Genomic DNA, 21,253 nt, shown 5'->3' on the forward strand with positions numbered 1-21,253 from the left:
CGGACTTCGTCGGCGGGTGCGCCGTCGGAGGCTCGATGCGGGGTTGTGGTGCCGCACGGAGCCACCAGCCCCGCACGGTGTGGCGGAGGCGGCACGGTGCGGGATTCGCGGAGCCGGGGTCGCACGGTGCGGACTTCGTCGGCGGGTGCGTCTTCGGAGGCTCGGTGCGGGGTTGTGGTGCTGCACGGAGCCACCAGCCCCGCACCGGCTGACGAACCTCGCACCGTGCGAACCCGGCGCCCCACCCCACCCCGCCGCGCAGCCCGGCCCCGCCCACCCCGGCGAGCCGCAGGCCCCCGCGCCCCGCTCCCGACATACGCTCATCCCATGGCAGTCCCCGTCCCGCTCGGCACCGAGGACCGCACCGCCCGCCTCACCCTCCGCCGCCCGGGCTCCTGGCGCCGCGAGGACTCAGCCCAGGCGGACCTGCGCGTCACCGGCGACGACGTCGTCCTCACCGTCCGATCCCGCCCCAGCGACCGCGCGATCGGCGACGAGAACACCGGCCTGCTCGAACGGCTGCCCGGCTCCGTCGAGGGCCTGCTGCTCGTCGGCTGCGACCCGTGGACCACCGCCGGCGCCCCGGCCCGGCTGGTCGAGTACGTCCGGCCCGACGAGCACGGCGACGTCGCCGGCACCCACCTGCTCTTCGTCACCGGTCGGCACCGCGTCGATCTGACGATCGAACGCCCGCTCGCCCGGCTGCTCGAGACCGACGACCTCGTGCTCGCGGTCCTCGAGAGCGTCCGCGCCACCGAGACGGTCCCGGTCCGCCCCGAGCGTGACCTCGAACCCCTGCCGGCCCCCGCCCCGGCACCGTCGCTCGACGGCCCCCGCCTCAGCACGGACGCGATCGGCACCCTGCAGAGCCTCGCCGGACGCCGGTGGAACCCCACGCTCCTCCGCACCGCGGCGGGCCGCGAACTCATCGAGGCGGGCCTCGTCGGCCGGCTCGGCACCCTGCCGGAGTCGACCCAGACCCTCCTCGAACCCTGGCAGGGCGATGCCCAGCCGGTCACGCTGGAACAGCACCTGCCCGACGGGGGCGAGTCGCGCCTCCAGGCCTGGTCGCAGACCGTCGTCGACGGGACCGACGCGGCGGGTGCCGTGGTCGCGTCCGTCACGCCGGACCGGGCCGTCGCGCTCCTGGCCGGGAGGCTCGGCATCGGTCCGACGTGGACCTTCCCGTTCCGCACGGGGTCGCTCCCAGGGCACCTGCTCGGCCGCAGGCTGGCCGGCGGTCCGGACGCACCGGACCTGCCGGAGGTCCTCGCCGAGGCGGACCCGCGCCTCGCGCGGTTCTGGGCCGCGCCGTGGACCGTCTCGTACCTGCGTCGACCCGGCAAGCCGAAGCCGATCACGATCGTGCGGGCCGAGGGGCACGGGTTCGCGCGCGTGGGCGCGACGAAGGCCGGGGAGACCGCCTTCCGGACGGACTCCCCGGCCAACGTCTACCGGTCGGTGGTGCGGGCGCTGCTGGGCTGAGCGCGCCCGGGTGCTCCCGCTACGCGGCGGGGCCGGCGGTCAGCGTGATCGTGACAGTCTTCGCGGCGCCGGTGCTGTCGGTGTAGCGGACGCTCACCTTGTCGCCCACCGAGTGGGACTGCACGACCTTGGTGAGCTGGTCCGAGCTCGTGACCGCGGTGCCGTCGATGCTCGTGATCGTGTCCCCGGCGGTCAGGCCGGCGCTCGCGGCGCCGGAGCCCTCGACTGTGCCGGCGACGGCGACGCCGCCCGTGGTGCCGGTGGTGTTGCTGACCTCGACCCCGAGGAACGCGGGCAGCCCGATGGTGATCGTGCTCGAGGACTCCCCGGCGAGGATCTTCTCGGCGATCGTCTTCGCGGTGGTGATCGGGATGGCGTAGCCGGTGACGTCGGCCGTGCCGGAGGACGCTGCCGTGGCCATGCCGACGACCTCGCCCTCGCTGTCGAGCACCGGTCCGCCGGAGTCGCCGGAGACGATGTCCGCCGAGATCTCGATCAGGCCGGTCAGGGACTCGGTGCCGGTGCCGGACTCGCTCTGCACCTGGATGTCCTGGTCGGTCGCGGTGACGGTGCCCTCGGCGGCGACGAGGTTGCCGGTGCCCTCGGCGTTGCCGACGTCCTTGACGGTGTCACCGGTGCTCGGCTCGCCGTCGTCGTCGAGCGTGACCGTGGACAGTCCGGAGGCGTTCTCGAGCTTCAGGACGGCGACGTCGTTGGTGGCGTCGGCCCCGACCACGTCGGCCTTGTACTCCTTGCCGGTGGTCTCGTCGGTGACGGTGATGCTCGTCGCGCCCTGGATCACGTGGTTGTTCGTCAGGATCGTGCCGTCGGAGGTCAGGACCATGCCGGTGCCGGCCGCCTGTGACGACTGGTCGTAGTTCAGGACGGTGTTGATCGTCACGACGCCCTTCTTGTCGGCGGCCGTCGCCGCGGTGGCGGGGGACTGGGTCGTGCCGGTGCCGGTGCTGCCGTCGCCGCTGGTGCCGCTGCCGCTGCCGCTGCCGTCGCCGGGCACCGTGAAGCCGTTCGTGCCGTCGCTGCTGCCGGTGCCGCCGGTCCCGTCGGTGCCGGATCCGGTGCCGGGCAGCGTGGTGGTGCCCTGCGACTGGCTCGACGTCGTGGTCGTCCCCTGCGAGGACAGGCCGAGGGCGGTGCCACCGGCCGCACCGACGATGGCGAGCGCGGCGATGCCAGAGCCGATCATCAGTCCCAGGCGACGCGGGCGCTTCGTCCCACCGGGGTGGTTCGCGGTCGCCGCCGAGTACGCCCACGCGTGGTTCGCGCCGGCGAGGGCGGGGCTGCCGATCAGGTACGGGCCGCGGCCGTCCGGCGTGTAGGCGTAGGGGCCGGAGCCGTCCGGACCGTAGAGGTAGGGACCGGAGCCGTCGAACGCGTACGCCGGGCGCAGTGAGGCCGGGTCGGCGTGCGGCGCCTCCCAGTGCATCCCGGGAGCCTGCTGCTGCGCGGCGGGGGTGCCGTCCTCGTCGTGGTCGGCGGCTGCGGGGTTCGGGGTCTCGTTCATCGGTGCTCTCCGGTCGTCCCTCGACGGCCCGGTCGGGCGTCGATGGAGACCAGTACAGGGCGCTTCCCCATGACGAGCCTATGAACGAACCCTGCGCACGCTCCGGGGTTGCTCGGGGGACGCCGAGTGGGGCTCCGGCGTTAGGGTGGCCTTACTTCCATGCCTCCGTCGACGTCCACGCCCCCGGCTCCCAGCTCCGTCCCCCGACTCGTCGGTGCGACCGTGCTGGCGGTCGTCGTCCTCGCCGTGGCGTGTGCGCTGTCGATCGCGTACGGCTCGCGGCCGATCCCGCTCGGCACCGTCCTCGACACGGTGATGCACCCCGGGCGGAGCGACGAGGTCGGGCTCATCGTGCTCGGCAACCGTGTGCCCCGCACCGTCGTCGGACTGCTCGCCGGAACCGCGCTCGGGGTGGCCGGGGCGGTCATGCAGGGCGTGACGAGGAACCCGCTCGCCGACCCGAGCGTCCTCGGCATCAACTCCGGTGCGACCCTGGCCGTGGTGGCCGGGATCGCGGTCTTCGGCGTGAGCGGCACGGCTGCCTACCTGCCGTTCGCGTTCGTCGGGGCCGCACTCGCCGCCGTGCTCGTGTACGGGATCGCGACCGTCGCCCGTCGTGGCCTCTCACCCGTCGGGCTCGCCCTCGCCGGAGCTGTGGTCGCCGCAGCGCTGTCGTCGGTCACCACCGCGGTGCTCGTGACCGACCAGAGCCTGCTCGACCAGCTGCGGTTCTGGCAGGTCGGTGCCCTCGCCGGCAAGGACCTCGGCACGGCGGGGATCATCACGGCGCCGGTGCTCGTCGGGCTGGTGATCGCGTTCGGTCTCGGTCGGTCGCTCAACACCCTCGCGCTCGGGGACGAACTCGCGGCGTCGCTCGGGCAGCGGGTCGTGCTCGTCCGCGCCGTCGGCGGTCTGGTCGCGGTGCTGCTGGCCGGCTCCGCGGTGGCCGCCGCCGGGCCGATCGCCTTCGTCGGGCTCGCCGTGCCGCACGCCGTCCGCCGGCTGAGCGGCCCGGACCACCGCTGGACCATCCTGCTGTCGGCGATCGTCGCCCCCGCACTGCTGCTCGTCGCCGACGTGATCGGTCGCGTCGTGGCGTACCCGGGGGAGCTGCAGGTCGGCATCGTCACGGCGTTGATCGGGGCACCGGTGTTCATCGCGCTCGTGCGGTCGAGGGCGGTGCGGGGACTGTGAGGCAGTTGTTCGGCTCCGGCCGCCCGCGGTCCGGCGGTCTGCGCCGCTCGGCCGGCCTGCGTCGTGAGTTCACGGTGCTCGTCGCCGTGGTGGCGGTCGTCGTGGTGCTCGTCCTGGTCGGGCTCGGCGCCGGTTCGATCCCGCTCACCCCGGGCCAGGTGCTCGCCTCCCTGTTCGGCCAGGGGGACCGGATCTCGGACTTCGTGATCGGGCAGCTCCGCGGGCCGCGGGTGCTCGGTGCCGTCCTCGTCGGGGCCAGTCTCGGCGTCGCTGGCGCGATCGTGCAGAGCGTCGTGCGGAACCCGATCGCGAGCCCCGACGTCATCGGGATCACCTCGGGGGCCAGCGCCGCCGGACTCACCGCGATCGTGCTGTTCGGTGCCAGCGGTGGCACGCTCTTCTCGGTCGTGCTGGTCGGCGCCGTGGTGGTCTCGATCGTCATCGCCGGGCTCGCCTGGCGACGGGGGATCACCGGCAACCGGGTGATCCTCGTCGGGATCGGCGTCGCGGCCATCTGCCTGAGCATCACCGGCTGGATGCTCACGAGCGGCACCGTCACCCAGGCCGGCACCGCGCTGCTCTGGCTCTCCGGCAGCCTGAACGCCGTCGACCGCGACCTGGTCGGGGTGCTCGGCGTCGCGTTCGTCGTGCTCGGCGTGCTCGCGCTGCTGCAGTCCGCCCGTCTGCAGGTCCTGAGCCTCGGGGACGAGGTCGCCGCCGCACTCGGACTCCGGCCGGACCGGGCGAAGGTGCTCCTGCTCCTCACCGCCGTGTGCCTGACCGCCGCAGCCGTCGCCACCGCGGGGCCCGTCTCGTTCGTGGCGCTGATGTCTGCGCCGATCGCCCGACGCCTCGTCGGCGGCGGACGGGTGGCGCTCGCGCCGGCCGCTGCCGTCGGTGCCGCGATCACGCTCGGCAGCGACCTGCTGGCACAGTTCGCCTTCGCCGGCACCGCGCTGCCGGTGGGCGTCGTGACAGGCGTCGTGGGGGCGCCGTACCTGCTCTGGTTGCTCGCGCGGGGAAGGTGACGCCGGGTCGCACGAGTCGATGACGTCTGGTCCCACGGGTCGCTGACGCGGCGCGCGTTCGCGGATCGCGGAAGTCCCTCCACAGTCCCAGATCGGGGCTGCCGCTCGGGGCTTCGTTTCCGATACGCTGGTGGGCCAAGAGGAGGAGGTCCACCGATGCCAGATCCAGTGGTCCCGCAGCCGGGCGGTCAGAAGACCCCGGAGCAGCGGCTGGTCGACACCACGCTGACCTTCAGCATGGACATGGGCGCGGCGCTCACCGCCGAGTCCGGTGTCTCGACCGAAGAACGTGAAGCCGTCAACGCCCTGCCCTCCGGGTCAGCGTTGCTCGTGGTCCGTCGCGGCCCCAACGTGGGTGCGCGGTTCCTCCTCGACTCCGACGTCACGACGGCCGGTCGACACCCCGACGCCGACATCTTCCTCGACGACGTCACCGTGTCGCGCAAGCACGCGCAGTTCCTGCGCCACGGCACGAGCTTCAGCGTCAAGGACAACGGTTCGCTGAACGGCACGTACTTCGACGGTGTCCGCATCGACGAAGCGCTGCTCACCGACGGGGCCGAGGTCCAGGTCGGCAAGTTCCGCCTGACGTTCTACGCATCTCGGGTCGACCTGGCGCGCCTGGCGAACGCGTAGTGGCCTCACGGTCCGCTGCGGCCCGGGCGGGGTCCGCGGCACCGGACCTGCTCACCATCGGGCAGGTCCTCGCTCGCCTCAAGCCCGAGTTCCCGGACCTGTCGAGCTCCAAGCTGCGGTTCCTCGAAGAGCGAGAGCTCGTCACCCCGATCCGCACGGCCAGTGGGTACCGCAAGTTCTCCGCTGCCGACCTCGAGCGGCTCCGGGTGATCCTCGGACTGCAGCGTGACCACTACCTGCCGCTCAAGGTCATCAAGGAGTACCTCGCCGACCTCGATGCCGGACGCGAACCCGTCCTGCCTGGCGGAGGCGACGCGCCGAAGCCGTCGATCCTCGGTCGCGAACGCCGGTACACCCGCGACGAGACGGTCCGGGCAGCCGGCGCCTCCCCGATGCTCCTCGCCGACGCGGTCTCGGCTTCGCTGCTCCCGGCCACCGACACCTACGGCGACGACGGCGTCTCCGTGCTGAAGGCCCTGGTCGAACTGCAGCGAACGGGTATCGAGCCGCGACACCTCCGCACGCTGCGCAGCACCGCCGAGCGCGAGGTCGGTCTCATCGAGTCCGCCCTCATGCCGGTCTCCCGCCGGGGCGACGCGACCTCGCGGGCCAAGGCCACGGAGCTCGCGCGTGAGATCGCCGGGCACCTCGAGATCATCCGGTCGAACCTCATCCGCCAGGCCATCGGTCGGCTCGACGCATGACGCCGTCCGGTGCTCCGACAGGGCTTGTGTGTCAGTGGCCGAGGCGTATCCTCGACACGCCGGACGCGCCGGGTCGGATGTCCCGCGCGGGAGCGGTCGGAGTCGCTACCGTGGACCTCGGAACAACTCTCAACCCGTCGTTGAAGCTTCGGGTGGGAGCTCGATCGTCGTGGAAGGCAAGCTCATGAGTGGGAACGACACCCCTGGCACCGAGTCTGATGTGACCCGGTACGACCTTGGGCTGCTCTTCACCGATGGTCTGCCCGAGCACGACGAGCAGAACGGCTACCGCGGCACCGTCGCCGCACGGGCAGCCGGCATCTCGTACCGCCAGCTCGACTACTGGGCCCGCACCGAACTCGTGCAGCCGACGATCCGCGGGGCCGCCGGCTCCGGATCGCAGCGCCTGTACGGGTTCCGCGACATCCTCGTGCTCAAGCTCGTGAAGCGCCTGCTCGACACCGGCATCTCGCTGCAGCAGATCCGCACCGCGGTCAACCAGCTCCGTGAGTCCGGCGTCTCCGACCTGGCGCAGACCACGCTGATGTCCGACGGTGCCTCGGTGTACCTGTGCACCTCCGACGACGAGGTCATCGACCTCGTGTCCCGCGGCCAGGGTGTCTTCGGCATCGCGGTCGGCAAGGTCCTGCGCGAGGTCGAGAGCTCCCTGGTCGAGCTCGACGCCACCGCCGCGGCCGACCCCTCCGACGAGCTCGCCGCTCGTCGCGCTTCCCGCGCTTCCTGACCGTTCCGGTTCCGGCCGAGTGGTCGCGAACCGTCGTGTGCGCGTCGCCGAGGGGTCACGAACCGTGGCCTACGACGCCGTCTGCCGACAGTTGGTGACCTTTCGTCGGACATGAGCGGCATGTTGTGACCGCTGGCGAGCCGGGGTCGGGCGTGTCTGCCGGGGCCGGGGTGGGCCTCCCGGCAGTCGCCGAGGTGTCACGAACCGTCGTGTGTGAATCGCCGAGGTGTCACGATCTGTCGCCTGCGGGGCTGCTAGCCGACAGTTGGTGACCGCTCGCCGGACGTGAGCGGTGTGTTGTGGCCGCTGGGCGAGCCGGGGTCGGGTGTGTCTGCCAGGGCAGGGGTGGGCCTCCCGGCAGTCGCCGAGGTGTCACGAACCGTCGTATGCGCGTCGCCGAGGTGTCACGGACTGTCGCCTGCGGGGCTGCCTGCCGACAGTTGGTGACCGCTCGCCGGACGCGAGCGGTGTGTTGTGACCGCTGGGCGAGCCGGGGTCGGGCGTGTCTGCCGGGGCAGGGGTGGGCCTCCCGGGAGTCGGCACGCGGTCACGAACCGCCGTGTGCGCGTCGCCGAGGTGTCACGAACTGTCGGCTGCGACGCTGCCTGCCGACAGTTGGTGACCGCTCGGCGGACGCGAGCGGCACGTCACGCGACCGCGACCGCGACCGCGATCACGACCGCGCCGCGACCGCGTGAGCTCCGACCTACGCGGCGCCACCCTCGGCGTACGGACCGATCTTGCCGGTGCGCATGATGCGCTCGAGCAGCTGGTCGAAGTTCTTCGCCATCTCCTGCGCGGACTCGCCGGGCCAGACGTGCAGCGGCTTCGCGGCACCCTGCGCCTGCTGCAGCGACGTGCGCTCCGGCAGCTGCGGCGAGAGCACGAGCGGGCCGAACATGTCCCGGAGTTCCTTGATGCGGAACTGGTGCTCGAGCGACTGCACCCGGGCACGGTTCACGATGATGCCGAGGGGCTGCAGGCGTGGGGAGAGGCCGCGGCGGATCTCCTCGATCGCGCGCAGCGCACGGTCGGCGGCGGCGACGGAGAACAGGCCGGGCTCGGTGACGACGGTGACGCGGTCGGACGCGGCCCACGCGGTGCGGGTCAGGGCGTTCAGCGACGGCGCACAGTCGATGAGGACGAGCTCGTAGTCCTGCTCGACGTTGGCCAGGGCCTCTTCGAGCTTCCAGATGTCGCGGATCGACGGGTGCGGCCCGTCGAAGTTGATGGCGGAGGGCGACCCGACCATGACGTCGATCTTGCCCTGCGACCCCTTCGTCCAGCCCGAGGGGGCGATCGCCTGACGGACGATCTTCTCCTTCGGGTTCTCGAGGACGTCGGCGACGTTGAGGTGGCCGGCGAGGTTGATGTCGAGGCCCGTCGAGACGTCGGACTGCGGGTCCAGATCCACCACCAGCGTGCGCAGTCCCTTGGCGAACGCGGCCGAGGTCAGGCCGAGCGTCACCGTCGTCTTGCCGACACCACCCTTGAGGGAGCTCACGCTGAGTACATGCACGTTGAGCAACGTTACCGCCACTAGGGTTGTCTCACCTCAACCCGGGCTGAAAGGGACGTCGTGTTCACGAAGATCCTCGTTGCGAACCGTGGCGAGATCGCCATCCGCGCGTTCCGTGCCGCGTATGAGTTGGGGGCCCGTACGGTGGCCGTCTACCCGTACGAAGACCGGAACTCCCTGCACCGGCTCAAGGCCGACGAGGCCTACCTGATCGGGGAGCGGGGCCACCCGGTCCGGGCGTACCTGGACGTCTCCGAGATCATCCGCGTCGCCCGCGAGTCGGGGGCCGACGCGATCTACCCGGGGTACGGATTCCTGTCCGAGAACCCCGAGCTCGCCGCGGCAGCAGCCGCGAACGGCATCACCTTCATCGGCCCGGGCGAGCACGTGCTCGAGATGGCCGGCAACAAGGTCACCGCGAAGGAGCACGCGATCGCAGCCGGCGTCCCGGTCCTCGCGAGCACCCCGGCGAGCCGCGACATCGACGAACTGATCGCCGGCGCCGACGCGATCGGGTTCCCGGTCTTCGCCAAGGCCGTCGCCGGTGGTGGTGGCCGAGGCATGCGCCGGGTGGAGACGAAGCCCGAGCTGCGCGACGCCCTCGAAGCCGCGATGCGCGAGGCCGACAGTGCGTTCGGCGACCCGACGATGTTCCTCGAGCAGGCCGTCATCCGTCCGCGCCACATCGAGGTGCAGATCCTCGCCGACGCGACCGGCACCGACGCGGGCACGATCCACCTGTTCGAGCGGGACTGCTCGGTGCAGCGGCGCAACCAGAAGGTCGTCGAGATCGCGCCGGCGCCGAACCTCGACCCCGCGATCGCGCAGGCACTGCACCGTGACGCCGTGGCCTTCGCCCGGTCGATCGGGTACGTGAACGCGGGCACCGTGGAGTTCCTGCTCGACACCGAGGGCGAGCGCGAGGGGCAGCACGTCTTCATCGAGATGAACCCGCGCATCCAGGTCGAGCACACGGTCACCGAAGAGGTCACCGACGTCGACCTGGTGCAGTCGCAGATGCGCATCGCGGCGGGGGAGACCCTCGCCGACCTCGGCCTGTCGCAGGACACCGTCGCCGTGCACGGCGCCGCGCTGCAGACCCGCATCACGACCGAGGACCCGACGCAGGGCTTCCGTCCGGACACCGGCCGGATCAGCACCTACCGCAGCCCCGGCGGCGCCGGCGTCCGGCTCGACGGCGGCACGGTCGCCACCGGCGCGCAGATCAGCCCGCACTTCGACTCGATGCTCGCGAAGATGACGTGCCGCGGCCGGGACTTCCCGGCGGCGGTGTCCCGGGCCAAGCGCGCCCTCGCCGAGTTCCGCATCCGCGGCGTCAGCACGAACATCCCGTTCCTGCAGGCCGTGCTCGAGGACCCGGACTTCGCCCGCGGCGACGTCTCGACGAAGTTCATCGAGGAACGCCCGCAGCTCTTCGGCGGCCACGTCTCGAAGGACCGCGGCACGAAGGTGCTCACCTGGCTCGCCGACGTCACGGTGAACAAGCCGAACGGGGAGCGGTCGCCGCTCGTCACCGACCCGGCCGACAAGCTCCCGGCCACGGACCTGACGGCGCCGGTGCCCGAGGGACAGCGCGACCGCCTGCTGGCGATGGGTCCGGCCGAGTGGTCGAAGGCCCTGCGCGCCCAGACGGCCCTCGCGGTGACCGAGACGACGATGCGCGACGCCCACCAGTCGCTCCTCGCCACCCGGGTCCGCACGAAGGACCTCGTCGCCGTCGCGCCGCACGTCGCGCGGCTCACCCCGCAGCTGCTCAGCGTCGAGGCCTGGGGAGGCGCCACGTACGACGTGGCACTCCGGTTCCTCGGTGAGGACCCCTGGGAGCGCCTGTCCTCGCTGCGCGAAGCGATGCCGAACATCCCGATCCAGATGCTGCTGCGCGGCCGCAACACGGTCGGGTACACGCCGTACCCGACCGAGGTCACCGACGCCTTCGTCGACGAGGCGGCCCGGTCCGGCGTCGACGTCTTCCGCGTGTTCGACGCGCTGAACGACGTCAGCCAGCTGCGTCCAGCCCTGGAGGCCGTGCTCGCGACCGGCACGGCGGTCGCCGAGGCGGCGCTCTGCTACACCGCCGACCTCCTCGACCCCGCCGAGGACCTCTACACGCTCGACTACTACCTCCGCCTGGCGGAGCAGATGGTCGACGCCGGCGCGCACGTCATCGGCATCAAGGACATGGCCGGGCTCCTCCGTGCCGGTGCGGCCGAGAAGCTCGTCACCGCCCTGCGCGAGCGCTTCGACCAGCCCGTGCACGTGCACACCCACGACACCGCCGGCGGCCAGCTCGCGACCCTGCTCGCAGCCTCGCGCGCCGGGGCCGACGCCGTCGACGTGGCCGCAGCACCCATGGCCGGCACGACCAGCCAGCCGAGCATGTCCGCCCTGGTCGCCGCCCTGGCCCACACCGAGCGCGACACCGGTCTGTCCCTCGACGCCGTCGGTGACCTCGAGCCGTACTGGGAGTCGGTCCGTCGCGTGTACGCCCCGTTCGAGTCCGGTCTCGCCGGGCCGACCGGGCGTGTCTACAAGCACGAGATCCCCGGCGGTCAGCTGTCGAACCTCCGGCAGCAGGCGATCGCCCTCGGGCTCGGTGACCGGTTCGAGCAGGTCGAGGACTGGTACGCCGAGGCGAACCGGATCCTCGGCCGGCCGACCAAGGTCACGCCGTCGTCGAAGGTCGTCGGTGACCTCGCGCTGCAGCTCGCAGCGGTCGGTGCCGACCCGGTCGACTTCGAGCAGAACCCGGACAAGTACGACATCCCGGACTCCGTGGTCGGGTTCATGGCCGGCGAACTGGGCGACCTGCCCGGCGGCTGGCCCGAGCCGTTCCGCTCGAAGGTCCTGGCCGGGCGCGACGTCCGCCTCGAGGTCACCCCGGTGCCCGCGGACGAGCGCGCGCACCTCGAGACTCCCGGGCCGGAGCGCCAGCAGGCGCTCAACCGCCTGCTCTTCCCGCAGCCGACGCAGCAGTTCCAGCGCGTGCGGGAGCAGTACGGCGACCTGTCCGTCGTCCCCACCGTCGACTACCTGTACGGGCTGCGCCCCGGGCAGGAGCACAGCGTCCCGCTCGGCAAGGGCGTCGACCTGTTCGTCGGGCTCGAGGCGATCGGCGAGGTGGACGCCAAGGGCATCCGCACGGTCATGACGACGATGAACGGGCAGCTCCGCCCGGTCGCCGTCCGCGACCGTTCGGTCGAGGTCGAGACGAAGGCGGCCGAGAAGGCCGACGCGTCCGACCCCAAGCACGTGGCCGCGCCGTTCTCCGGCGTGGTGACGCTCAAGGTCGCCGTCGGTGACGTCGTCGAGGCCGGTACGCCGGTGGCGAGCATCGAGGCGATGAAGATGGAAGCGGCCATCACGGCGCCCGTGTCGGGCACCGTCGGCCGACTCGCGATCCCGGTGACCCAGCAGGTGGACGCCGGCGACCTCCTGGTGGTGCTGCAGTAAATTGACCGTTCGTCCCATCCGCCTGTTCGGCGACCCCGTCCTCCGCTCGCCGGCCGACCCGATCCGCCCCGAACTGCTCGGGAGCGCCGGGGTCCGTGACCTCGTGCAGGACCTCATCGACACCGTCAAGGAACCCGGACGTGCCGGGGTGGCCGCGCCCCAGATCGGCGTCGGACTCCGTGCGTTCTCGTACAACGTGGACGGTGAGGTCGGATACGTCCTCAACCCCGAGATCGTCGAGGTCTCCGGCGAGCCCGAGCTCATGGAAGAAGGCTGCCTCTCCGTCCCGGGGCTCGGCTACCCGACGCGTCGCTCCCCGTACGCGAAGGTGCAAGGTGTCGACGTCGACGGCGACGAGGTCGTCCTCGAGGGCACCGGCCTGATGGCCGAGGCGCTCCAGCACGAGTGCGACCACCTCGACGGCACCGTCTACGTGATGACGCTCGACCCCGAGGTTCGCCGTCAGGCACTGCGCGACATCCGTGCGCAGGACTGGTTCCACTGAGCGCTTGCACAGTCCCGCGTTCGCCGGCTGTGAACAGTGGTGTGACACCCCCACGGGGGATTGTCGCTTTGTCCTGACGAGGGGGTACCGTGCTGCTGTCGGCCTCCCACCGACGACCATCCCATCCCCCCAGGACTCCCGCATGACCAGTCAGAACGACGAGCTCAGCTCGCACCGCACCCGCACCAACCGTCGACCAGCCGAGACCACCGTCACGACCGGTTCGACCGCCGTCCTCGACGCCCCCGCGACGGAGCAGTCGCAGGAGGCCTGAGCCCCGCAGGCGCCCCCGGCGCCCGCTGAACGGCCTGGAGGCCCGGATCACGTCCGACGGACGTGATCCGGGCCTCCAGGCCGTCGCGTCCACACCCGCGCGTACCTGGCGGAATCGGGCGTCCCTGGTGAGAAGAACCGACCCGGTACGCCCGAATCGACCCGGTACGCCCGGAACGACCAGGTACGCCCGAAGCTGGTCGCTCAGCGGGGCGGCCGCCCGCGTGCCTGGCGGAATCGGGCGTGCCTGGTCGAAAGAATCGACCCGGTACGCCCGAAACGACCAGGTACGCCCGAATCGACCGGTACGCCCGAATCGACCCGGTACGCCCGGGGCTGGTCGCTCAAAGGGGCGGCCGCGCGCGTACCTGGCGGAATCGGGCGTATCTGGCCGGAAGAACCGACCCGGTACGCCCGAAACGACCAGGTACGCCCGAAAGCTGCCAGCCCGCACGAGCGGCGACCGCCTGGAGGCTCGGGGCCAGTCCGCCGGACGGGCGCCGGGCCTCCAGGCGGTTGCGTCCACGACCATGCGCACCTACCGGAATCGGGCGTACCTGGTCGGAAGAACCGACCCGGTACGCCCGATTCGACCAGGCACGCCCGGCAGGCGCTACGCGCGGTTGCGGCGCCGACCCTCGATCACCGGGGTCGCCGTCGTCTGCACCTTCGACCCGGAGTAGATGTGGTCGATGTCGGCGGCGAAGTCCTTGAGGATCACCGACCGCTTGATCGTCAGCTTCGGCGTGAGGTGCCCGGAGGCCTCGGTCAGGTCCGTGTCGAGGATCGTGAACGACCGGACCGACTCGGCGCGGGAGACCCGCCCGTTGGCGGCGTCGATGGCCTCCTGGACGGCGGAGAGCACACGCTCGTCGTAGGCGGCCTCGTGCCCGCTCAGCGCCGGGGTGATGCCGCGGGACTCGCACCAGCCGGGGAGCATCTCGCGGTCGAGCGTCACGAGTGCTGCGACGAACGGCTTGCCCTCGCCGACGACCACGACCTGGCCGATGAGCGGGTGCTCGCGGATGCCGTCCTCGAGCGGTGCCGGTGCGACGTTCTTCCCGCTCGCGGTGACGATGAGCTCCTTGGCACGGCCGGTGACCGTGAGGACCCCGTCGGCGTCGATCCGGCCGAGGTCGCCGGTGCGGAACCAGCCGTCAGCGAATGCGTGCTCGGTCGCCTCGTCGTTCCGCCAGTACCGGTCGAAGACGTCGACGCCGCGGATCAGGATCTCGCCGTCGTCGGCGATCCGCACCTCGATGCCGGGCAGCGCCCGACCGACCGTCCCGATGCGGAGTTCCCGGGCACGGTTGACGGTGGCGGGGGCGGTGGTCTCGGTCAGGCCGTAGCCCTCGAGGATGAGCACCCCGATCGAGCGGAAGAAGTGCGAGAGCCGCGGGGAGAGGGGCGCCGAACCGCTGACGGCGTACTCGACCCGGCCGCCGAGGGCGTCGCGGAGCTTGGCGTACACGAGCCGGTCGAACAGCTTGAACTTCAGCCCGAGCAGGAACGGCACCCTGCCGGTTGCGAGGGCCTCGGAGTGGGCGACCGCGGTGTCGGCCGCCGCGCGGAAGATCCTGCCCTTGCCACCGAGGTCGGCCTTCTGCTCGGCGGAGTTGTAGATCTTCTCGAACACCCGGGGGACTGCGAGCAGGAACGTCGGCTTGAAGGTCGACACCGCCCGCATCAGGTCCTTGGTGTCCGGCTCGTGGCCGACGAGGACGCCGGCGGACACCGACATCGCGGCGATGAACCGGGCGAAGACGTGCGCGAGCGGGATGAACAGCAGGGTCGAGGCGCCGTCGGCAACGACCTCGGGCATCGCTTCGCTCGCGCCCTCCACCGTGGCGGTGAAGTTGTCGTGCCGCAGGACGCAGCCCTTCGGCCGGCCGGTGCTGCCCGAGGTGTAGATGATCGTGGCGTCGTCGTGCCCGTGCACGTTCGCGGTCCGGGCGTCGAGTTCGTCGTCGGTGACGTCCTCGCCGAGCCGGGTCAGGTCGTCGAGGCCGCCGCCGTCGATCGTCCAGTGCTGGCCCAGGGACGGCAGGTCGGGTGCGATGGAGGCGACGCGGCGCGCGTGTTCCTCCTGCTCCACGATGATCGCGACCGACTCCGAGTCGGACAGGATCCAGCGCACCTGGTCGGGGGAGCTCGTCTCGTACACGGGCACGGACACCAGGCCGGCTGTCCACACGGCGAAGTCGACCAGGGTCCACTCCAGACGGGTGCGGGACAGGATCGCGACGTGCGCGCCCGGTTCGAGCCCGGCGGCGACGAAGCCCTTCGCGATGCCGCGCACCCGGGCGAGCGTCTCCGCCGCGGTGAAGGTGGTCCAGGTGTCGCCGTGGCGCTGGGCCAGGATCGGACGGTCGGGCGTCAGGCGGACGCGGTCGCCGAGGAGCCGCGCTGCCGAGCCGTGGTCCGGGGCGACCGGACCGGCGCTGGGCGGTGTGGCGTGCCTCCCGGCCGACGGCGTGGTCCCGGTGGCGGCGCTGCCAGCGGTGGACGTGTCGGTGGAGGCGCTGCTGCGTGCAGGACGCTGATCGTTCACGGTGACTCCCTTGTCTGCCGGTTCGACTCGAGTGCGCCTCAACACCGAGGCGACACCGCCAGCATAGGACGCGTCACCGGGCGTTCCGTGACTTCGCGGCGAACCGGTAGGCTCGTTGCTCGTGCACGCCATCGGAATCGACATCGGGGGCACCAAGATCGCGGGTGCGGTCGTGACGGAACTGGGCGAGATCGTCGCCGAGGACCGCGTGGCCACCAACGCTGCGGACCCGAACGCCATGCTCGACGACGTCGTCTCGATGGTCGAGCGACTCAGCTCGCTCCACCAGGTCGGCGCCGTGGGGGTCGCTGCCCCCGGGTTCATCGACGCCTCGCAGTCGATCGTCTACTACACGCCGAACATCCGGTGGCGGAACGAACCGCTCCGGCAGAAGCTGCAGCAGCGCCTCGGCGACCTCCACATCACGGTGGACAACGACGCGAACGCCGCCGGCTGGGCCGAGTTCCGGTTCGGCGCCGGTCGACTCGTGTCCGACATGACCATGCTCACCATCGGCACGGGCGTCGGCGGCGCCATCGTGACCGAGGACCGCCTGTTCCGCGGGGGATTCGGCACCGGCGGCGAGATCGGCCACCTGCGCATCGTCCCGAACGGGCTGCCCTGCGGCTGCGGCGCCCGCGGCTGCATCGAGCAGTACGGCTCGGGCCGGGCCCTGCAGCGCATGGCGAACGACGTCGCCGACGCCGGTGGCATCGGTTCGGCACTGGCCGACGCCCGCGCCGACAACGGCGGCCAGCTCGACGGCAAGATCGTCGGCGACCTGATCCTGGCCGACGACCCGGGTGCCCTCGCGGCCCTCCGTCGGCTCGGTCGGCACCTCGGCGAGGCGTGCGCGTCGCTGTCCGCGGTGCTCGACCCGCAGCTCTTCGTGTTCGGCGGCGGGGTCGCCAGCGCGGGGGACCGGCTGCTCGACCCGATCAAGCAGGCGTACCTCAACAACCTGCCGGCCCGCGGGTACCACCCCGAGCCGGACTTCGTGATCGCCGAACTCGTCAACGACGCCGGCGTCGTCGGTGCCGCCGACCTCGCCCGCATCCACGCCCGCACGGCGTAGGGTCGGCGCGCACACACGCACACACGAACGACCGCCCACCCCGGGCCGTGCACCACCCGGACCTTCTCACCACCTGGAGTCGTCGATGACCTACTGGCTGCTGAAGAACTTCGTGCTCGGCCCGCTCATCCTCACCCTGTTCCGGCCGTGGGTCGTCGGGCGTGAGCACGTCCCGACCTCGGGCCCGGTCATCTTCGCGTCGAACCACATCTCGTTCATCGACTCGGTGATCCTACCGGCGGTGCTCGACCGTCGACTCTCGTTCCTGGCGAAGAGCGACTACTTCACCGGCCGCGGCCTGAAGGGCTGGGCGACGAAGACGTTCTTCAACGCCATCGGCCAGCTGCCGATCGACCGCTCCGGCGGCAAGGCGTCCGAGGCATCGCTCCGCACCGGCCTGCAGGTCCTGGCGCGCGGTGAGCAGCTCGGCATCTACCCCGAGGGCACCCGCAGCCCCGACGGCAAGCTCTACCGCGGCCGCACCGGCATCGCCCGGATGATCCTCGAGGGGCGCGTGCTCGTCGTCCCCGTGGCCATGGTCGGCACGCGCGAGGTGCAGCAGATCGGGCAGCGCTTCCCGAAGATCAAGCGCGTCGGGGTCGTGTTCGGCAAGCCGCTCGACTTCTCGCGGTTCCAGGGGTTCGAGACCGACCGCTTCATCCTGCGCAGCGTCACGGACGAGGTCATGCACGAGCTCGCCGGCCTGAGCCGTCAGGAGTACGTGGACGTCTACGCCACCAGCGTGAAGGAGCGGGCGAGCTCCGCGCGCGAGGCCGTCATGCGGGAACGGAAGTCGACGCCTGCACGTTAGGCTCTGATGGTCCCGGCACCCCGCCAGGACGCCCATCGACGACGCGCGGCCCGGTGCCGGTCAGCGTCGTCGGGCCGCCCGCACAGAACACCGAGGTAACGCCCTTGCCCGAGTCGACCGACTTCGTCGCCCTGCAGGATCCGGACGTCATCGAGGGGCTCGACTATTGGCGGACGCTCCCGATCAAGCAGCAGCCGACCTGGCCGGACGCCGCCGCGGCCGAGGCCGCCTCGGCCGAGATCGCCACGCTCCCGCCGCTCGTGTTCGCGGGCGAGGTCGACAAGCTGCGTGAGCGGCTCGCCGCGGCCGCCCAGGGCAAGGCCTTCCTGCTGCAGGGCGGTGACTGCGCCGAGACCTTCGCCGGTGCGACCGCCGACTCCATCCGCGACCGGGTCAAGACGATCCTGCAGATGGCCGTCGTGCTGACCTACGGTGCCTCGATGCCCGTCATCAAGATGGGGCGCATGGCCGGGCAGTTCGCCAAGCCCCGCTCGAGCGACTTCGAGACCCGTGGCGACGTCACGCTGCCGGCATACCGCGGCGACATCGTGAACGGCTACGACTTCACACCGGAGAGCCGGACGGCCGACCCGCGCCGCCTGGTGCAGGGATACCACACCGCCGCTTCGACGCTGAACCTCGTCCGTGCCTTCACGCAGGGGGGCTTCGCCGACCTGCGCCAGGTGCACTCGTGGAACAAGGGCTTCGCCTCGAACCCCGCGAACGCCCGCTACGAGCACCTCGCCAAGGAGATCGACCGCGCAATCCGCTTCATGGACGCCTGCGGTGCCGACTTCGAGGCGCTCAAGCACGTCGAGTTCTACGCTTCGCACGAGGGGCTGCTGATGGACTACGAGCGCCCGATGACCCGCATCGACTCGCGCTCCGGCCTGGCGTACGACACGTCTGGTCACTTCATCTGGATCGGTGAGCGCACGCGCGACATCGACGGCGCCCACGTGGACTTCCTGTCGCGGGTGCGCAACCCGATCGGCGTGAAGCTCGGCCCGACGACGAGCGTCGACGACATGAAGGCGCTCGTCGACAAGCTCGACCCGAACCGTGAGCCGGGTCGCCTGACCTTCATCACGCGGATGGGCGCCGGCAAGATCCGCGACGAGCTGCCCAAGCTGCTCGAGGCGATCAAGGGCATGGACGCCAACCCGCTGTGGGTCACCGACCCGATGCACGGCAACGGCCTGACCACGCCGACGGGCTACAAGACCCGCCGGTTCGACGACGTCGTGGACGAGGTCCTCGGCTTCTTCGAGGCGCACCGCCAGGTCGGCACGTACCCGGGTGGCATGCACGTCGAGCTCACCGGTGACGACGTCACCGAGTGCCTCGGCGGCTCGGAGCACATCGACGAGGCCACCCTCGCCACCCGCTACGAGTCGCTGTGCGACCCGCGCCTCAACCACATGCAGTCCCTCGAGCTCGCCTTCCTGGTGGCCGAGGAACTCGGCGCGCACCAGCCCGACCGCTCGTAACGCAGGAACCGTTTCGCCGAAGCGACAGAACCCCGCGGCATGTTCGCGGGGTTCTGTCGCTTTCGCGTGTCGGACGGGAGGCCCGTGACGGCGCCGCCACGGGCCTCCCGTCCGTCCTGGGGTCGCGTCCAGGGCCGAGGGTGCGGTGTCCGCACCTACTGGTCGTAGGACAGGGTGATCGTGTCGCCGCGGTAGACGGTGGCGCCGGCGCCCGGGTCGGTGCCGGTGACGGGCAGCTTCGACTTCCAGTCGTAGAAGCCGCAGAGGATGTTCGTGCAGTCGGGCACGGACACCTTGAGGCCGAGGTCCTCCAGGGTCTTCGTCGCCTCGTTGATCGTGGGCCGCTCCGCTCCGAGGTCCGGCACGGTGATCGGCGTCGGCCCCTTCGACACGACGACGTCCACCGCCGACCCGCGCACGGCGGGGGAGTCCTGCACGGCGGCGGAGACGATCTGGCCCGAGGGCACGGTGTCGCTGTACTCCTCGGTGCGGGCGCCGAGGATCAGGCCGACCTCGTCGAGTGCGGCGGAGGCCTCGTCGACCGTCTTGCCGACCACGTCGGGGACCGGCCCGAGCGAGACGGTCAGGGTGACCGGCCCGGTCTCGCCGTAGGCCTGCACGGTCGTGAGGTCGAGGGCCTTGCCGCCGGACGCCCGACCGGTCGCCGCGACCACGGTGTCCTTCGGGGCATCGGCGGAGAACTCGTACCGGTCGTCCTGCAGCTCGAAGTCGTCGTCGAGCGCGGCCGTCACGGTGGAGAGCGGCTGGCCGACGATCGCCGGCAGCGGGATCATCCGGGGGCCGTTCGACACGACGATCTGCACCGCCGTGCCCTTCTGCACCTCGCGCTCCGCGGCCGGCTTCGTCGTGGAGACCTGCCCCTTCGCGACGACGGCGTCGAACCGTGTCCCGGTCTTCGACGCCGCCTGCAGGCCCTGTGCTTCGAGCAGCTGCCGGGCCTGCGAGACCGACTTGCCCGTGACTTCCGGGATCCGCACGTTGCCACCCGGCCCCGGGCCGAAGTACCAGCCGAAGCCGGCTCCGATCAGCGCGAGCACGACGACCACGGACAGCAGGATCCAGCCGCGCTTCCGACGCTTCGCCGACTGGTCGGCGAGCCGCTGTCCGGCGGGGGAGAGCACGCCCGGCTGGGCCCCGGTGCGACGGGGGCCCGGGGCGTTGCCACGCGCACGGGCGGGCGCTCGACCGCGGTCGCCGGTGTCCCGGTCGCCGGACCGGTCGATGATGGCGGTCTCGTCCGCTCCTGCGGCTCCTGCAGCCCCCACCGAGGCCGCGGCCGCTGCGGCGCCGAGTGTGCCGGCGCCACCGGAGGGCAGGATCGCGGTGCCGTTCTCGGGGCGGAGCACGGCCGTGCGGTACTGGCCGGTCGCACGCTGCTGGTTGCCCGACATGTGGTCGAGCATCTCGCGGGCGTCGCGGGGGCGGTCCTCGGGGTCGCGTGCGGTCGACCAGGCGACCAGCTCGTCGAGCTCCGGCGGCACCCCGGACACGGCGGCACTCGGTGCCGGCACGGAGTCGTTGGCGTGCTGGTAGGCGATCTGCATCGGCTGCTCGCCCTTGTAGGGCTGCTCGCCGGTGAGCATCTCGTAGAGCATGATGCCGAGCGCGTAGATGTCGCTGCGCGAGTCGGCGGCGCCGCGGGTCACGAGCTCGGGGGACAGGTAGGCGATCGTGCCGAGCAGTGCCGCGCCGGTCGCCGTGTTCGCGGTCGTGGCCCTGGCCAGGCCGAAGTCGCCGAGCTTGATGCGACCGTCGTCGGCGAGCAGGACGTTCTCGGGCTTCAGGTCGCGGTGCACGATCCCGGCGCGGTGCGCCGAGGCGAGGCCGGCCAGCACGGCGCGCAGGATGTCCGTCGCCTGCTCGGGCGTCAGGGCGTGGTGCTCCTGCAGCAGGTCCCGCAGCGTGATGCCGGGGATGTACTCCATGACGATGTAGGCGATCTCGCCCTCGGCGCCCTGGTCGTAGACGCCCACCAGGTTCGGGTGCGACAGCCGGGCGGCCGAACGGGCCTCCTGGATGAAGCGCTCACGGAAGGCCTGGTCGTCGGCCAGGTGCCCGTGCATGATCTTGATCGCGACGCGTCGCTCGAGGCGCACGTCGGTCGCGAGGTAGACGGTCGCCATGCCCCCGCGCGCGATGCGGGAGCGGACGCGGTACCGCTGATCGATCATGCGACCGATCATCGGGTCCGTGGCGGCGTTGGTGGTCATCGGCGGCATTCTA

Annotated in this window: 16 protein-coding genes; 12 read left to right on the forward strand and 4 right to left on the reverse strand. The window is 71.6% G+C overall.

Annotated features, from left to right (window positions below; translation table 11 throughout):
* Positions 1–327 precede the first annotated feature (327 nt).
* On the forward strand, positions 328–1,485 hold the full coding sequence (locus DEJ12_RS13070) for a hypothetical protein (protein ID WP_111030320.1): 1,158 nt from the start codon (positions 328–330) through the stop codon (positions 1,483–1,485).
* A gap of 19 nt (positions 1,486–1,504) precedes the next feature.
* Here the strand turns inward: DEJ12_RS13070 and DEJ12_RS13075 are convergent, their stop codons facing one another.
* Positions 1,505–3,007, reverse strand: a complete 1,503-nt coding sequence (locus DEJ12_RS13075) for a S1C family serine protease (RefSeq protein WP_258370583.1) — start codon at positions 3,005–3,007, stop codon at positions 1,505–1,507.
* Positions 3,008–3,166: 159 nt separating this feature from the next.
* Here DEJ12_RS13075 and DEJ12_RS13080 point away from each other — a divergent pair, with 159 nt between their 5' ends.
* The 5 genes from DEJ12_RS13080 to DEJ12_RS13100 all read left to right on the forward strand — a co-directional run bounded on the left by DEJ12_RS13080 (position 3,167) and on the right by DEJ12_RS13100 (position 7,314).
* Positions 3,167–4,201, forward strand: a complete 1,035-nt coding sequence (locus DEJ12_RS13080; RefSeq protein WP_111030321.1) for an iron ABC transporter permease — start codon at positions 3,167–3,169, stop codon at positions 4,199–4,201.
* Positions 4,198–5,229 carry an iron chelate uptake ABC transporter family permease subunit gene (locus DEJ12_RS13085; protein WP_258370584.1) on the forward strand — a complete coding sequence of 344 codons (1,032 nt, stop codon included), beginning with the start codon at positions 4,198–4,200 and terminating at the stop codon, positions 5,227–5,229. The genes DEJ12_RS13080 and DEJ12_RS13085 overlap by 4 nt, the downstream gene beginning before the upstream one ends.
* 156 nt (positions 5,230–5,385) lie before the next feature.
* Positions 5,386–5,865 carry an FHA domain-containing protein gene (locus DEJ12_RS13090; RefSeq protein WP_051596676.1) on the forward strand — a complete coding sequence of 160 codons (480 nt, stop codon included), beginning with the start codon at positions 5,386–5,388 and terminating at the stop codon, positions 5,863–5,865.
* On the forward strand, positions 5,865–6,569 hold the full coding sequence (locus tag DEJ12_RS13095; RefSeq protein ID WP_111030322.1) for a MerR family transcriptional regulator: 705 nt from the start codon (positions 5,865–5,867) through the stop codon (positions 6,567–6,569). Before DEJ12_RS13090 ends, DEJ12_RS13095 begins: the two co-directional genes overlap by 1 nt.
* Before the next feature lie 184 nt (positions 6,570–6,753).
* Positions 6,754–7,314 carry a MerR family transcriptional regulator gene (locus DEJ12_RS13100; RefSeq protein ID WP_027465231.1) on the forward strand — a complete coding sequence of 187 codons (561 nt, stop codon included), beginning with the start codon at positions 6,754–6,756 and terminating at the stop codon, positions 7,312–7,314.
* Between the two features lie 706 nt (positions 7,315–8,020).
* Here DEJ12_RS13100 and DEJ12_RS13105 read toward each other — a convergent pair.
* Positions 8,021–8,833 carry a ParA family protein gene (locus DEJ12_RS13105; RefSeq protein WP_027465232.1) on the reverse strand — a complete coding sequence of 271 codons (813 nt, stop codon included), beginning with the start codon at positions 8,831–8,833 and terminating at the stop codon, positions 8,021–8,023.
* 60 nt (positions 8,834–8,893) lie between these two features.
* On the opposite strand from DEJ12_RS13105, the gene DEJ12_RS13110 reads away from it, so the two are divergent.
* The 3 genes from DEJ12_RS13110 to DEJ12_RS18245 all read left to right on the forward strand — a co-directional run bounded on the left by DEJ12_RS13110 (position 8,894) and on the right by DEJ12_RS18245 (position 13,083).
* A complete protein-coding gene (locus DEJ12_RS13110) occupies positions 8,894–12,304 on the forward strand; it encodes a pyruvate carboxylase (RefSeq protein ID WP_111030323.1) in 3,411 nt (1,136 codons plus the stop codon).
* Between the two features lies 1 nt (position 12,305).
* Entirely contained in the window at positions 12,306–12,809 is a 504-nt protein-coding gene (locus DEJ12_RS13115; RefSeq protein ID WP_111030324.1) for a peptide deformylase, read from the forward strand.
* 142 nt (positions 12,810–12,951) lie between these two features.
* On the forward strand, positions 12,952–13,083 hold the full coding sequence (locus DEJ12_RS18245; RefSeq protein ID WP_258366694.1) for a hypothetical protein: 132 nt from the start codon (positions 12,952–12,954) through the stop codon (positions 13,081–13,083).
* A gap of 612 nt (positions 13,084–13,695) precedes the next feature.
* Here DEJ12_RS18245 and DEJ12_RS13120 read toward each other — a convergent pair.
* On the reverse strand, positions 13,696–15,633 hold the full coding sequence (locus DEJ12_RS13120) for a long-chain fatty acid--CoA ligase (RefSeq protein ID WP_111030325.1): 1,938 nt from the start codon (positions 15,631–15,633) through the stop codon (positions 13,696–13,698).
* Positions 15,634–15,754: 121 nt separating this feature from the next.
* Here DEJ12_RS13120 and DEJ12_RS13125 point away from each other — a divergent pair, with 121 nt between their 5' ends.
* The 3 genes from DEJ12_RS13125 (at position 15,755) to DEJ12_RS13135 (ending at position 19,009) form a co-directional block, all read left to right on the forward strand.
* Positions 15,755–16,708, forward strand: a complete 954-nt coding sequence (locus DEJ12_RS13125) for an ROK family glucokinase (protein WP_017886608.1) — start codon at positions 15,755–15,757, stop codon at positions 16,706–16,708.
* Positions 16,709–16,793: 85 nt separating this feature from the next.
* Positions 16,794–17,519, forward strand: coding sequence for a 1-acyl-sn-glycerol-3-phosphate acyltransferase (locus DEJ12_RS13130; RefSeq protein ID WP_071405408.1), 726 nt, complete (start codon positions 16,794–16,796; stop codon positions 17,517–17,519).
* A gap of 104 nt (positions 17,520–17,623) precedes the next feature.
* Positions 17,624–19,009, forward strand: coding sequence for a class II 3-deoxy-7-phosphoheptulonate synthase (locus tag DEJ12_RS13135; protein ID WP_110864693.1), 1,386 nt, complete (start codon positions 17,624–17,626; stop codon positions 19,007–19,009).
* A 155-nt stretch (positions 19,010–19,164) separates the two neighbouring features.
* Here DEJ12_RS13135 and pknB read toward each other — a convergent pair whose 3' ends face one another.
* Complete coding sequence (gene pknB, locus DEJ12_RS13140; RefSeq protein WP_111030370.1) at positions 19,165–21,240, reverse strand: Stk1 family PASTA domain-containing Ser/Thr kinase; 2,076 nt, start codon at positions 21,238–21,240, stop codon at positions 19,165–19,167.
* Positions 21,241–21,253 lie beyond the last annotated feature (13 nt).

The sequence above is a fragment of the Curtobacterium sp. MCLR17_059 genome (assembly GCF_003234665.1).
GTDB lineage: Bacteria > Actinomycetota > Actinomycetes > Actinomycetales > Microbacteriaceae > Curtobacterium > Curtobacterium flaccumfaciens.

Bases quoted from the DNA above. Each gene is read 5' to 3' on its own strand.
- DEJ12_RS13070 (WP_111030320.1), top strand. From the start codon at position 328: ATGGCAGTCCCCGTCCCGCTCGGCACCGAGGACCGCACCGCCCGCCTC.
- DEJ12_RS13075 (WP_258370583.1), bottom strand. From the start codon at position 3,007: ATGAACGAGACCCCGAACCCCGCAGCCGCCGACCACGACGAGGACGGC.
- DEJ12_RS13080 (WP_111030321.1), top strand. From the start codon at position 3,167: ATGCCTCCGTCGACGTCCACGCCCCCGGCTCCCAGCTCCGTCCCCCGA.
- DEJ12_RS13090 (WP_051596676.1), top strand. From the start codon at position 5,386: ATGCCAGATCCAGTGGTCCCGCAGCCGGGCGGTCAGAAGACCCCGGAG.
- DEJ12_RS13100 (WP_027465231.1), top strand. From the start codon at position 6,754: ATGAGTGGGAACGACACCCCTGGCACCGAGTCTGATGTGACCCGGTAC.
- DEJ12_RS18245 (WP_258366694.1), top strand. From the start codon at position 12,952: ATGACCAGTCAGAACGACGAGCTCAGCTCGCACCGCACCCGCACCAAC.
- DEJ12_RS13130 (WP_071405408.1), top strand. From the start codon at position 16,794: ATGACCTACTGGCTGCTGAAGAACTTCGTGCTCGGCCCGCTCATCCTC.
- pknB (WP_111030370.1), bottom strand. From the start codon at position 21,240: ATGACCACCAACGCCGCCACGGACCCGATGATCGGTCGCATGATCGAT.